We start from the raw sequence: 12969 nt of genomic DNA, 5'->3' as shown, positions 1-12969 counted from the left end.
TGGACTCGCGGCGCGTTCCGCGCGCGCGTACTGGGTACAGCCAATCGTGCCAGGGGCCGATCGGCAACACGGTGCCCGCGCGGCGGGCATCGCTCACTCCTGCGCGATCGCTTCGAGGACGGGCAGCCGAGAGGCACGGATCGCCGGCCAGACGGCGGCCAGGACCCCGACGACCGCGGACAGCGCCACGATCGCGACGAGCTGGTCCCACGGGATGGCGAGCACGGACAGGCCCTGGTCGGCGAACACCGACCGCACGGCGGCGGCGAGCGCCACGCCCACGACGACGCCGACGACCGTCCCGAAGATCGCGGTCAGCACCGACTCGATCACGATCGTGACGGACAGTTGCAGACGTCCGAGGCCGACGGCGCGGATCAGGCCGATCTCCCGGGTCCGCTCGATCACGGACAGCGCGAGCGTGTTCACGATGCCGAGCACGGCGATCACGACGGAGAGGGCGAGCAGGGCGTAGATGATCACCAGCGCCTGGTTCACCCGGTCGGCGATCTGGTTGACGAGTTCGTCCGCGGTCAGCGCCGTCACCACGACGTAGGGCTCGATGATGGCGTCCAGCTGGTCGCCGAGTTCGGTGAGCGGGACGCCGTCGACGCCGTCGACGCCGACCATCACCACGTTCGCCGGGGCGGGGCCGAGGAGTTCGGCTAGCTGGTCCTCGCCGATGGTGACGTCCGCGTTCAGCGCCTGCGAGTTCGTGATGGCGCCGACCGTGAGGGTGAGCTCGGTGACGTCGGTGCGCAGAGTGATCTCGTCACCGATCTGCCAGCCGTATTCGAGGGCGGCGCTCGTGTGCAGGGCGGCCTCGCCGTCGGCCAGGGTGGCCAGGTCGCCCTCGAGGGTCTCGATCTCCAGCGTGGTGCCGAAGGCCGTCGGTGGCGCCCCGATGACCGTGGTGGCGGTCGGGTCCAGGCCCGGACCGCTCAGCTCGACGGGCGCCGTGGACAGGGCGTCGGCGCGCGCGACGTCATCGAGGTCCGCGATGGCGGTGACGGCCTCGGCCGGCACCGCGTTCGTGGCGGACAGGACCACGAAGTCGGCGCGGTACTCGGTCTCGACGATCGCCGTCGTCGACTCCCGGGCGGACGCGGCGAGCACCGTACAGGCGGCGACCAGGGCCATGCCGATCATCAGCGCGCCCGCGGTGCTGGCGGTCCGCCGGGGGTTCCGCATGACGTTGCCGCGGGCCAGCCGTCCGAGCGGCTTGATCGCGGCGACGAACGGGGCCGCCAGCACCCCGAGGGTGGCGCGTGCGATCACCGGGGAGAGGGCGAGCATCCCGACCAGGACGGCGCCGGCGCCGATGCCCAGCCAGGGTCCGGGCTCGAGCCCCCAGTACGGGTCCTCGTCCGTGGACACGGCCACGGACACATAGGTCGCGGCGACCCCGATCAGGAGCAGGAGGGCGCCGACCAGTGCGCGCCAGCGCAGGGACTTCTCGGTGACGGTGACGTCGTCACGCATCGCCTCCACCGGCGCGGTCAGCGCGGCCCGGCGGGCCGGCACGGCTGCGGCGACGAGGCTGACCGCGGTGCCGATGCCCAGGCACAGGACGGCGGTGAACGCGGTGACCGGGGCCTCGCCGGTGAGGTTCATTCCGAACCGGGACAGGATCCAGCGGATCAGGTCCACCAGGGCCACGCCGCTGAGCAAGCCGATGGCCGAGCCGACCAGACCGACGGCGAACGCCTGCGTGAGCACGACCGCGAAGACCTGCGCCGGGGAGGCGCCGAGCGCGCGCAGGAGTGCGTACTCGCGCTGGCGCTGGCGTACCGACATCGCGAACGTGTTCGTGATGATGAAGGCGCCGACGAACAGCGCAATGCTCGCGAACACCAGCAGGAACGTGCCGATGAAGCCGATGATCTCGTTGATCGCCTCGGACGCCTCGGCCCGGACGTCGTCGCCGGTGCGGGCCTCGAGGTTCGCGTCCGGGTGGTCGGCGAGCACGGTCTCGGTGATGGCATCGACCAGGTCCGACTGGCTGACGGCGTCCTCGCCGTAGACCGCGATCGAGTTCACGAGCCCGTCGGGGGCGAACAGCTCGGCGGCCACATCCGCGTCGAGGAACGCGAGGGTGGCACCGGAGGTGGGGGAGGCGTAGGCGCCCTCGGCGACGACCGTCACCTCCCGGACCTCGCCCCCGAGCACGACGGTCGTGGTGTCGCCCAGGGCCAGGCCGGAGGAGTCCAGTGCGCCGCTCTCCAGCCCGATCTCGTTCGGTCCCACGGGTACCTCGCCGGCAACCAGGTCGACCGCCGGGTCGTCGGTGTGCAGGGCGAGCGCCAGGCTGGGAGCCTGGCCGTTGACGACGGCGGTGCCGTCCGCACCGACGATCACGATCGGTCCCTGGACGTCGGGCAGGGCTCGAGCAACGCCGTCGACGGCGGCGACCTCGTCCGCGAGGGTGATGTCGATGCCGTCCCGGGCACCACCGAAGCCGGCGCCAGGGTCCGGCGGGCCGTCCGGGAGACCGTCGTCGGAGGTGGTGGCGACGCTGCGCAGGTAGGCGTCGCCCTGGAGGGAACTCTCGACGATGGAGTCGAAGGTGTCCGAGAGCATCGCCCGCAGGATGAACGTGCCGGCGACGAACGCGACGCCCAGAATCACGGCGAGCACGGACAGGGCGAACCGGACCCCGTGCGCGCGGATCTCGCGAAGGCTGACCCGCAGCATCAGGAGGCGTCCTGCTCCCGCGCCTCACCGAGCGCGGCGAGGGCCTCGAGGATGTCTGCCTCGGCCGGGTCGTGGAGCTCGCCCACGATCGCGCCGTCCGCGAGGAAGATCACCCGGTGTGCGTAGGAGGCCGACCGGGGGTCGTGGGTGACCATCACGACGCTCTGGCCGAGGTCGTCGACGCTGCGGCGCAGGAACCCGAGCACCTCACCGGCCGCCTTGGAGTCGAGGTTGCCGGTCGGCTCGTCGGCGAACACGATCGACGGCTTGGCGACCAGGGCGCGCGCGCAGGCGACCCGCTGCTGCTGGCCGCCGGAGAGTTCGGCGGGTCGGTGGGTGAGCCGGTCACCCAGGCCGAGGGTGCTGATGACGGTGTCGAAACGCTCCCGGTCGACCGGGGTGCGGGCGATGTCGAGCGGCAGGGTGATGTTCTCCGCCGCGGTCAGGGTGGGGACCAGGTTGTAGGCCTGGAAGACGAAGCCGATCCGGGTGCGGCGCAGGTTGGTGAGCTGGCGCTGGGACATCGAGGAGATGACCTGACCGTCGACCTCGACGGTGCCGGACGTGGGGGTGTCCAGGCCTGCCATGCAGTGCATCAGCGTGGACTTGCCCGAGCCCGAGGGCCCCATGATCGCGGTCAGCCGGCCGCGGCCCAGGTCCACGTCCACGCCGCGCAGGGCGTGTACGGCCGTGGCACCGGCGCCGTAGACCTTGGTCAGAGCGCGGGCCGAGGCGATCGGGTCATCAGCGGGTTCGGGGGAGGTGGAGACGGGAGCGGCGTGTCGGCCCATGGTGCGATTATTCGTGGTCCGGTCGCGCGAGGGGATCACTCAGGAGGGTGAGATCCAGGACGGGGACTACGACCGGGGGCGCAGAGAGGGCTGCGTCAGCGGTTGGCGGGCGAGTCCAGCGTTCACCACGCCACGGGAGGGAGCCGCCCGAGCTCAGCGCCGCCGTCGGGCATCAGGAAGGCGCCCGCTACGTGAGGCGGGACTGACCGCCAGACCCATGCTCCGCCGTCGGGCATGAGAAACGCCGCGGACCGAGTGGTTCGCGGCGTCTGCTCCGTGTGTGGCTCCGACCGGCGTCGATCCGGTGACCTTTCGATTTTCAGTCGAACGCTCTACCAACTGAGCTACAGAGCCTTGAAACGAACGCCCGGTCATCTGCATGACCGGGCGAGTGTTTCGCGACCCCGACCGGACTTGAACCGGCGACCTCCGCCGTGACAGGGCGGCGCTCTAACCAACTGAGCTACGGGGCCTCAGGTGAGGCTTGAGTCTACGTGCGATGCAATTGTGGTGCGTACCCCCAACGGGATTCGAACCCGTGCTACCGCCGTGAAAGGGCGGGGTCCTAGGCCGCTAGACGATGGGGGCCCGGTTGAAGCTGAGCGCCCGTGACGCTGTTCGGCGCCCCAAGACCTCCGAAAGCATACGGTACGCGAGGCCCGCGGAGCAAAACGCCTGGGCCCTCTGTGTGCGAGGTCACGTCGGGGTGGTTCGGGGGTGGTCCGGCGGGCCACGCACGGCCGCCGCGAACCCGGGAGATCCGGCATCTGCTGTCACACTGGGGCGGTGATCGAGATGTCCCGCGAGGAGTTCGAGGAGGCCGTCGCCGACGGTCTCGACCTGATCCCTGAGGAACTCGCCCGGCACATCAGCAACGTCGTGATCCTGGTCGAGGACGAGCCGCCCACCGACGCCGACGACCCGGACCTGCTCGGCCTCTACGAGGGCACCCCGCTCACCGAGCGCGGGGAGTGGTGGGCCGCCGGCTCACTGCCGGACCGGATCACGATCTTCCGTAACCCGACGCTGCGCTTCTGCGAGTCCAAGGATGAGGTGGCCGAGGAGGTCGCCGTCACCGTGATCCACGAGATCGCGCACCACTTCGGGATCGACGACGACCGGCTCCACGAGCTCGGCTGGGCCTGACGCCGCAGGCTGCCGCCTCGCCGACCGCGAGGTTGTTGGCTCCGCAACGCGCTGGGCAGCCAACAACCTCGCGCTCGACGGCGGAACCGGCCTTGGACAGCCCGGCTGGCGGTCGGGTGGGTGGTCCGGGAAAGGGTCGGTCGGTCAGCCCTGCGCGGCCTGCCGGGCCTCCCACGCCGTGGCCACCATCTGCTCCAGCGAGTAGCTCATCCGCCAGTCCAGGTCCCGCGCGGCCGCCTCGCCGGACGCCACGATCCGCGCCGGGTCCCCGGGCCGGCGCGCGGCGACGGTCGGCTCGAACGGGATCTGCGTGACCGCTGCCATGGTGTCCATGATCTGCCGGACCGAGACGCCGTCGCCGCTTCCGAGGTTGTAGACGGGCAGCAGCTCCCGGCCCTGCGCGAGCGCCTTGGCGGCACTGACGTGCGCGTCGGCAAGGTCCGCGACGTGGATGTAGTCGCGCACGCAGGTGCCGTCCGGCGTCGGGTAGTCGGTGCCGTTGATCCGTGGCGTCCGCCCTTCGGCGAGGGCCTCGAGCACCAGCGGGAACAGGTTGTGCGGGGAGGTGTCCCGCAGCTCCACCGCGCCGGACCCGACCACGTTGAAGTACCGCAGCGAGGTGTGCCGCAACTCGCTGGCGCGGCCCTGGTCGGCGAGCAGCCACTCGCCGATGAGCTTGGACTCCCCGTACGGGGACTCCGGGTGCGTGGGGGTCGCCTCGGTGACCAGATCCACGTTCGGGGTCCCGTAGGTCGCGGCCGAGGAGGAGAACACGATCGCCTCGACCCCGGCGCGCTGCATCGCCTCCAGCACCGACACGGTCCCGGTCACGTTCTGCGTGTACGTGTGCAGCGGCCGCTCCACCGAGACCCCCGCGTACTTGAACCCCGCCACGTGCACCACACCGATGCAGTTGTGCTCGTCGAGGGTTCGGGCGACCACGTCGGTGTCGAGGATGGACGCCCGGACGAACGGGACGCCGTCGGGCACGAACTCCTCGTGACCACTGGACAGGTCGTCCAGCACCACCACGCCGATCTGCGCGTCCCGGAACGCGTGCACCACGTGCGCGCCGATGTAGCCGGCCCCACCGGTCACCAACCAGGTCATCGCCGGGCCCCCTCGCGCTCGGTGTCGAATCCGGGCAGCACGACCGCACCATCGTCATGGGAGTGCGAGCGCAGCAGCGACATGGTCGCCCAGCCGCGCGCGAGGTAGCCCGCGTCGGTGTCTTCCTCGAAGTGCACGTCGTGGGAGGAGAACGGGCGGAACAGGAGCTTGTCGATCTGCTGGCTCACGACGTCGGTGTCGACGTCGAAGGTGGCCAGCCGGGCCGCTCGCAGGCCCCGCAGCTCGGCCGGCGGCACGTCCGGGATGTTCACGTTCAGGACCCGGGCGTCCTGGGTCTCGCTCGTGAACCACTCGAAGGCCCGCGTGAGCACCAGGTGCGCGGTGTCCCAGTGCTTCGGGTGCTCGGCTGCGATCGAGCTCGCGAGGGCCGGGATGCCCTGCGCGGACGCGGACAGGGCCGCGCCGACCGTGCCGGAGTGGATCACCGCGGGCCCGACGTTCGGGCCGAGATTGATCCCGGAGAGCAGCAGGTCGGGACGCTGACCGAAGGCACCGAGGCCGGCCGCGTAGGCGATCAGGGCGGGGCTCGCGTGCACCGCGATCGACTCGATCCCCTCCCGCAGGCCGTCCGGACGGCCGGGCGACGTCTTCACGACGCCGTTCTCGCTCTCACCGCTCAGCGCCGCGCTGTAGCCGGAGTACTGCTGGTTGGGGGCGGCGACGATCACGTCGTGACCGGCGTCCGCGGCGACGTGCGCCAGGGTCACCAACCCGGGTGAATCGATGCCGTCGTCGTTCGTGATCAGGACCCGCATCGCGGTGGAACTCCCTTGAGAGGTGGCTGATGGCCGGCCCGCGCCTGGCGCGGGTACTGCTCCCATTCTGCCCCGCCCGCCGCGATCGTGGGTGAGGCGTCCGCGTGCCCGACGGCGGTGGTCGGCTCGGGCGGGCCGGTGCCCGACGGCGGTGGTCGGCTCGGGCCGGGCCGGTGGCCGCCCGGCATGGGGTGCCGCTCCCAACGTGGATGGCTACGCTCGCCGGTGGGACGCCGCCGGCGCCCACACTCGATGATGAGAGGCCCGTGATGTCGACCACCGAAGAGATCCTCGACGCCGTCCCGATGGACCAGATCGCTGCCCGGCTCGGCGTGGACCGTGCCACCGCCGAGCGCGCCACCCGCGCGGCCCTGCCCACCCTGCTCGCCGGCATGAACGCGAACGCCGCCGACCCGGCCGGCGCCCGGTCCCTCGCCGGTGCCATCTCCACCCACGACGCGAGCCTCGTGGACGGCGGCGTGGACCTCGACCAGGTGGACACCGACGACGGCGCGAAGATCGTCCGCAACGTGTTCGGGCAGAACACCGACGCCGTCGTCAACACCCTGGCCAAGGCGGACTCCGGTGCGGAGGGATCCGGTGGCGGCCTCGGTGACCTGTTGCCGAAGCTGCTGCCGATCCTCGCCCCGATCGTGCTGTCCTTCCTCGCGAAGAAGTTCGGGCAGGGCGGCGGAACGGGCACGGACGCGGAGTCGGGCGGGGGCATCGGCGACATCCTGGGCGGGCTGTTGGGCGGTGCGGCCGGCGGCGCGGCCGGGTCCGGATCGGCTGGTGGCGGCCTCGGCGACATCCTCGGTGGCGTGCTTGGCGGCGGGTCCGGCACTGGGTCCGGCCCGGGCGAGTCCAGCGGTGGCCTCGGGGACCTGCTCGGTGGCCTGCTTGGCGGCGGCAAGCGCTGACCCGGGGCGCGAACCCTGCCATGCCGGGCTCCCCGGACCGCCGCGCCGGGGGAGGGCTACCCATGCACGCCGTGGAAGGCCGCTGGGGTTTCCGGCAGATTCCGAGAGACAATGTCCCCATGTACAAGGTCACGAAGTCCGAGGACGAATGGCGTAACGAGCTCAGCCCGCAGGAGTACCAGGTGCTGCGGCAGGCCGGGACCGAGCGCCCCGGTACCGGCGAACTCCTGAACGAGGAGCGGGTCGGCGTCTACAACTGTCGCGCGTGCGGCGCCGAACTGTTCCGCAGCGAGACCAAGTTCGAAGCACACTGCGGCTGGCCGAGCTTCTACCAGCCGAAGGAGTCCGACGCGGTCGAGCTCATCGAGGACCGTACCCTGGGCATGGTCCGCACCGAGGTGCGCTGCGCCAACTGCGGTTCGCACCTGGGTCACGTCTTCGACGACGCCCCGCAGACGCCGACCGGGGACCGGTTCTGCATGAACTCGGTGTCGATGACGTTCGAGCCCACCCAGGGATGACCCGGCTGCGGGTCCTCTCCTTCAACATCCAGAGGGGCCTGGCGGCCACGGGTGGCCCCACCGACGAACGCGCGCTCGCCGACGCGTTCGCCGGTGTGAGCGCGGACGTGGTGGCGCTGCAGGAGGTGGACCGCGACCAACCCCGGTCGCGCCACGTCGACCAGGCGCGCGTGATCGCCGATGCCCTGGGGTTGGCGCACCTCCGGTTCGCCGCGGTGCTCGGCGGCGACGTCCGTCTCGGCAAGCACGCCAGCACGCGCCTCGGGGACCACACCGGCGCCGGGTACGGGCTGGCGATCCTGTCCCGGTTCCCGGTCACGGCCTGGTTCGCCCGGCCGCTGCCCCGGGTCCGGATCCCGCTGCCCGGTTGGAGGAGGGCGGCGCCGTTCACCTGGCGCGATGAGCCCCGCGGCGCTCTGGCCGCGGTCCTTGCGACCCCGGCGGGACCGGTCGGGTTCTGCAGCACGCACCTGTCCCAGGCCGGCCCGATGGCTGCCCTGCAGTTGCCCCGTCTGCTCCGGTCGGTCGACACCCTCCCCGGAGCGCGCATCGTCTGCGGCGACCTCAACCTCAATCACGCCACGGTGGCGCGACTCGCACCGCGCTACGGTGCCGCCCGCGCGGACACGTTCCCGGCGGATCGCCCCCGCCGCCAGATCGACCATGCCCTGGTCCGCGGCGCCCGGATCGTCTCGGCGTCGGCCTCCCGGCTCCCGGTCTCCGACCACCGGGCCCTCGAGGTGACGGTCGACCTGGCCTGACCGTGGCCGACCGTGGGCCGTCCGGGACTCGGACCGCAGGCCGCGGCCGGCCGGGTGCGCTGGCATCATGAGCCAGGTGAGCGAGCCGAGATGAGAGGACTGGTCGACCGGACCCCGGCGCCACTGCTCTTCCTCGTCGGCGGCTTCTCGCAGTACGTCGGCGCAGCCCTCGCGGTTGGCCTGTACCCGACCATGCCCCCGCACGCCGTCGCCTGGCTGCGCGCGGTGTTCGCCGCCGTCGTCCTCCTGCTCGTGGTGCGCCCCTGGCGCGCCGACTGGAACCGCCGCACGCTCACCCAGACCGGCGTCTTCGGGCTCGTGCTGCTCGGCATGAACATGCTGTTCTACGTGGCGATCGAACACCTCCCGCTCGGTGCCGCCGTCGCCGTGGAGTTCACCGGCCCCGTGGCCGTGGCCGCGTGGGGAGGCCGGACGGCGCGGGCCCGGATCGCGATCGGGCTGGCCCTGTTCGGAGTGCTGTCGATCAGCGTGGTCGGCCTGGACTGGTCCGTGACCGGGTCGACGGCGGACCTCATCCTCGGTCTCGGTGCCGCGCTTGCCGCCGGGGTGCTCTGGGCGGCCTACATGGTCATCGGTGGCCGGATCGTGCGGGCGCGGGACGGCCTGTCCTCCCTCGCGGTGGGGCTCACGATCGCCGCGGTCGCGTTCGCGCCGTTCTCGGCGCCGTTCGCCGGCGCCGCCGTCCGGCCGGAGATCCTGGTGACCGCGGCGGCGGTCGGGGTGCTCTCCAGCGTCGTGCCGTACGTGCTGGACCAGGTCACCCTGAAGCGGCTCGGTACGGCCACGTTCGCGCTGATGAACGCCCTGCTCCCGGTCTCGGCCACCATCATCGGCGTCATCGCGCTGGCGCAGCTGCCCACGCTCGGCGAGGTGGTCGGCGTGCTCGCGGTGAGCGCGGCGGTGTGGATCTCGGGAAGCGGGAGACGGCCGGCGGTGGAGCCGGGCTGAGCCGGCCGCCGATCCGTTCCAACAGGCGGGAGCGGCCCGCCTGTGCCACGCTTTCGACTGCAGCCACCGCTGCGAATGTCTGTTCGAGAAGGATCGGGGTTCATCCATGGGTGAAGTCATCGGTGTCATCATCTTCGGCGCTGTCATCGGCGTCATCGCACGCCTCGTCCGGCCCGGGCCACAGAAGGTCGGGATGCTCTGGACGGTCATCATCGGGATCGTCGGGGCCCTGCTCGGCTACCTGATCTCCGGCTGGCTCGGCGTCAAGGACACTCCTGGTATCGACTGGATCCGCTGGGTCATCTCGATCGTCGCGGCCGTCGTCCTGCTCGGTGTCTACATGGGGCTGACCGCTCGGAAGAGCATGGGCGGGAACTCCGTCAAGAAGTGATCGGCGGCCTCGATCCCGGTGGGATCGAGGCGCGTCGAACGAGGGTCCGGTGGCTGGTCGGCCGCCGGACCCTCGCCGTGTGCGGGGACCAGCCGGACGAAGGTGAGATCGGCGCCGCGACTCTGGGAGAGTGGGGCCCATGGAGCTCATCATCGCGCCGGATTCCCGGGCCATCGCCACCATCGTTGCCGACGCGATCGCCGCGCTGCTGGACCGCAAACCCGATGCCGTGCTCGGCGTCGCCACCGGGTCCTCGCCGCTCGCGATCTACGACGAGCTCGCCACCCGGCATGCCGCCGGTGAGATCTCCCTCGCCCGCGCGCGAGCGTTCATGCTGGACGAGTACGTGGGCCTGGCCGCGGAGCACCCACAGCGGTACCGGAACGTGATCGAGACGGAGTTCGCCGGCCGGGTGGACATCGACCCGGCCAACGTGAAGGGCCCCGACGGGCTCGCCGCGGACATCCCGGCCGCCTGCGCCGCGTACGAGCAGGCCATCGTGGACGCCGGCGGGGTGGACCTGCAGATCCTCGGGATCGGCACCGACGGGCACATCGCGTTCAACGAGCCCGGCTCCTCGCTCGCCTCCCGCACCCGGATCAAGACGCTCACCGTGCAGACCCGCCAGGACAATGCCCGGTTCTTCGACGACGACCTTGAGCAGGTGCCCACCCACTGCCTCACCCAGGGCCTCGCCACCATCATGAGCGCCCGGCACCTCGTGCTCGTCGCCACCGGCCTGGCCAAGGCCGAGGCCGTGCACCACATGGTCGAGGGCAGCGTCAGTGCGATGTGGCCGGCCACGATCCTGCAGCACCACCCGCACGCGACCGTGCTCGTGGACGAGGCCGCCGCGTCCCGGCTGCAGCTCGCCGGCTACTACCGCCAGACCTACGAGTCCAAGCCGGCCTGGCAGGGCATCTGAGCGGAGCTCAGGGCAGCGAGATCGTGACCTGCCCCCGGCCGGTGCGTAGGTCAGGATCGGTCGCACGCAGCACCAGCCTGGCGATCTCCGGGCCCCAGACGCCACGCAGGATGGCGTCATCGAGGGGGATCGTCTCGACGCTGACGTCGAACGCCCCGGCGTCCACGTAGAGGTTCGCCAGGACCCGGTCGCCATCCGGGCCGAGGAGCCCGAGCGACCCGTCCGCGGCTCGCACCGGCGGTCGCGCCAGCAACAGGTGCACGCGCACGTCCCGGTCCTCGGCAGCGTCGTAGTCCGCGCCGTCGCCCCGTTCGGCGAGGTCCCACTCCTCGGTGATCCGCAGGGCTCCGTCGACCAGGCGCAGCTCGCGCTGCCAGGACGTCAGGCGCGCCTGCGCCGGGTAGGCGCCGGCGAGCTCCAGCCTGATCGACGAGGAGTCCCGGGCCAGCACCTCGCCGCGGAACTGCGCGCCCGCGGACTGGCCGATACCGTCGACCTGCGGCACCGAGTGGTACTCCGACCGTAGGTACCAGGTGTCGTAGCGCGACGGCGAGAAACTGGTGGCGGTGTACTGACCGGTGCCCACGTCGATGAGCACCGGCTGACCGTCGACCGCCAGCACGAGGCTGCCGACGTCGTTGTGGTTGTGCGGCTCGTCGTTGTGACCGCCCTTGGCCACCAGCCGGAGCCGGCCGTCGGCGCTGCCGAGGGAGACCACCTCGGACTCACCGAGCCAGTACGAGCCGACCCCCGGGGGAGGTGACGGCTGTTCGGGACCGGAGGCACCGCCGTCGGGCCAATTCGGATCGAACAGCGTGACCAGGGAGCGGTACATCGCCACCGGCAGCTCCAGGTCGGGCGTGAGGGTGCGGGCCATGGCGGCCACCTCGTCGTCGCCGACGGCCAGCGCGAACCGGTGCAGCAGCGCCGGCGGGTGTCGGTCCTTGTCGATGCCGGGACCCGGTTGCGGGACCCGGCCGACCCCGTCGCCGAAGCTCGCGGACCACTCGCCGCCGAGGTGCACCACGAGCGGGTAGCGCACCATCGACCGCAGCAGCGGGTGCGCGAGGACCCGCGCTGCGCCGGCGGGATCGGCCCAGCCGAGCACGTCGACGGCCTCGTACAGCCGGGCCGCCGACTGCCACCAGTACATGATCCCCTCGGTGCACCCGCCGTCCTGCGGTGCGTGCGCGAGGTAGCCGTCGAGGCTCGTCAGCGCCGAGGCGACGATGGCGCGGGTGCGCTCAGGCGCAGGAGGGTGCAGCAGCGTGGCGGTGAGCACGTTGGCCACGATCCACGGGTTCCAGTTCGTGCCGACCGCGTACCAGGTGTACTCGGGGCCGAGAGCCTCGAACGGAGCCAGCACCCGGCGGGAGATCTCCGCGCGGATCCGCTCCAGCAGCCCTCCGGCCGCGGCGAGCCGGTCGGCGTGCAGCCACGCGACCCAGGACAACGTCGCGGCGGTCTCACCGGCGAACAGGTCGAGCACCGGGTCCTGTGGGTCGGGGAGGTCGCGGCGCTGCTGCCCGGGCTGCGTGTCATGCGCGGGCAGGCACCAGCTCGCCTCCTCGAGCACGAACCCGAGGCCGTCGATCAGATCGTCGAAGTCGTGGCGGTCCGGCTCGGCGGCCAGGGCGAGCGCGAGCGCGATCAGCCTCCGGCGGCGGTCGAAGTACGGTTCCTCGAACGCACGCCGGCTGCCACTGCGGGTGAAGGCGAGGCGCTGCGAGTAGGTGGGCACCGGCCAGGACAGGTCGGCGACGGCGGAGCCTACCCGGCTGAGCGCGGCCGAGTTCGCGGGGGCGATCGCCGCCCACGCCGCCCGGTCCGCGGCCCGCGGGAACGGCACCCGGGCCCTGCCGGCGGCAAGGATCGCGGCGATGTGGTCCGGGTCGAACGTGGACCCCAGGACGGGGGCGGCCGGTGCGTCGGTGCGGGTCACGGTGGGTAGCCTAACCAGCGGTG

Annotated in this window: 12 protein-coding genes and 3 tRNA genes; 7 read left to right on the top strand and 8 right to left on the bottom strand. The window is 71.9% G+C overall.

Annotated features, from left to right (window positions below):
* Positions 1–93: 93 nt before the first annotated feature.
* From KCQ71_RS18920 to KCQ71_RS18900, 5 genes are all read right to left on the bottom strand, one after another.
* Positions 94–2694 carry an ABC transporter permease gene (locus KCQ71_RS18920; protein ID WP_223408805.1) on the bottom strand — a complete coding sequence of 867 codons (2601 nt, stop codon included), beginning with the start codon at positions 2692–2694 and terminating at the stop codon, positions 94–96.
* Entirely contained in the window at positions 2694–3485 is a 792-nt protein-coding gene (locus KCQ71_RS18915) for an ABC transporter ATP-binding protein (RefSeq protein WP_223408803.1), read from the bottom strand. The genes KCQ71_RS18920 and KCQ71_RS18915 overlap by 1 nt, the downstream gene beginning before the upstream one ends.
* A gap of 281 nt (positions 3486–3766) precedes the next feature.
* A tRNA-Phe gene (locus tag KCQ71_RS18910) sits at positions 3767–3839 on the bottom strand.
* Positions 3840–3884: 45 nt separating this feature from the next.
* Positions 3885–3958, bottom strand: a tRNA-Asp gene (locus tag KCQ71_RS18905).
* A 42-nt stretch (positions 3959–4000) separates the two neighbouring features.
* Positions 4001–4073 (bottom strand) — tRNA-Glu (locus KCQ71_RS18900).
* Between the two features lie 207 nt (positions 4074–4280).
* Between KCQ71_RS18900 and KCQ71_RS18895 the strand changes: the two genes are divergently transcribed.
* Entirely contained in the window at positions 4281–4631 is a 351-nt protein-coding gene (locus KCQ71_RS18895) for a metallopeptidase family protein (RefSeq protein ID WP_223409238.1), read from the top strand.
* Positions 4632–4775: 144 nt separating this feature from the next.
* Here the strand turns inward: KCQ71_RS18895 and galE are convergent, their stop codons facing one another.
* Both galE and surE read right to left on the bottom strand, forming a co-directional pair.
* Positions 4776–5741 carry a UDP-glucose 4-epimerase GalE gene (galE, locus tag KCQ71_RS18890; RefSeq protein WP_223408801.1) on the bottom strand — a complete coding sequence of 322 codons (966 nt, stop codon included), beginning with the start codon at positions 5739–5741 and terminating at the stop codon, positions 4776–4778.
* Positions 5738–6517, bottom strand: coding sequence for a 5'/3'-nucleotidase SurE (gene surE / locus KCQ71_RS18885; RefSeq protein ID WP_223408799.1), 780 nt, complete (start codon positions 6515–6517; stop codon positions 5738–5740). Before surE ends, galE begins: the two co-directional genes overlap by 4 nt.
* Positions 6518–6786: 269 nt before the next feature.
* On the opposite strand from surE, the gene KCQ71_RS18880 reads away from it, so the two are divergent.
* The 6 genes from KCQ71_RS18880 (at position 6787) to nagB (ending at position 11004) form a co-directional block, all read left to right on the top strand.
* Positions 6787–7437 (top strand): DUF937 domain-containing protein, encoded by a 651-nt coding sequence (locus KCQ71_RS18880; protein ID WP_223408797.1) that lies wholly within the window; start codon positions 6787–6789, stop codon positions 7435–7437.
* Between the two features lie 119 nt (positions 7438–7556).
* Positions 7557–7958, top strand: coding sequence for a peptide-methionine (R)-S-oxide reductase MsrB (gene msrB / locus KCQ71_RS18875; RefSeq protein WP_223408795.1), 402 nt, complete (start codon positions 7557–7559; stop codon positions 7956–7958).
* Positions 7955–8719 (top strand): endonuclease/exonuclease/phosphatase family protein, encoded by a 765-nt coding sequence (locus tag KCQ71_RS18870; protein WP_223408793.1) that lies wholly within the window; start codon positions 7955–7957, stop codon positions 8717–8719. Before msrB ends, KCQ71_RS18870 begins: the two co-directional genes overlap by 4 nt.
* A gap of 90 nt (positions 8720–8809) precedes the next feature.
* Entirely contained in the window at positions 8810–9688 is an 879-nt protein-coding gene (locus KCQ71_RS18865; protein WP_223408791.1) for an EamA family transporter, read from the top strand.
* Positions 9689–9794: 106 nt separating this feature from the next.
* Positions 9795–10079 carry a GlsB/YeaQ/YmgE family stress response membrane protein gene (locus tag KCQ71_RS18860; protein ID WP_223408789.1) on the top strand — a complete coding sequence of 95 codons (285 nt, stop codon included), beginning with the start codon at positions 9795–9797 and terminating at the stop codon, positions 10077–10079.
* A gap of 139 nt (positions 10080–10218) precedes the next feature.
* The gene (gene nagB, locus KCQ71_RS18855) at positions 10219–11004 is read left to right on the top strand and encodes a glucosamine-6-phosphate deaminase (RefSeq protein WP_223408787.1); all 786 of its coding nucleotides are present in this window, start codon (positions 10219–10221) and stop codon (positions 11002–11004) included.
* A 7-nt stretch (positions 11005–11011) separates the two neighbouring features.
* On the opposite strand, the gene KCQ71_RS27725 is transcribed toward nagB, so the two are convergent.
* A complete protein-coding gene (locus tag KCQ71_RS27725) occupies positions 11012–12946 on the bottom strand; it encodes a heparinase II/III domain-containing protein (protein WP_223408785.1) in 1935 nt (644 codons plus the stop codon).
* Positions 12947–12969: the final 23 nt, after the last annotated feature.

The sequence above is a fragment of the Occultella gossypii genome (genome assembly GCF_019947135.1).
Lineage (GTDB): Bacteria > Actinomycetota > Actinomycetes > Actinomycetales > Beutenbergiaceae > Occultella > Occultella gossypii.
Note: the sequence above shows the minus strand (reverse complement) of the source record. Positions and strands in the feature narration are given on the sequence as shown.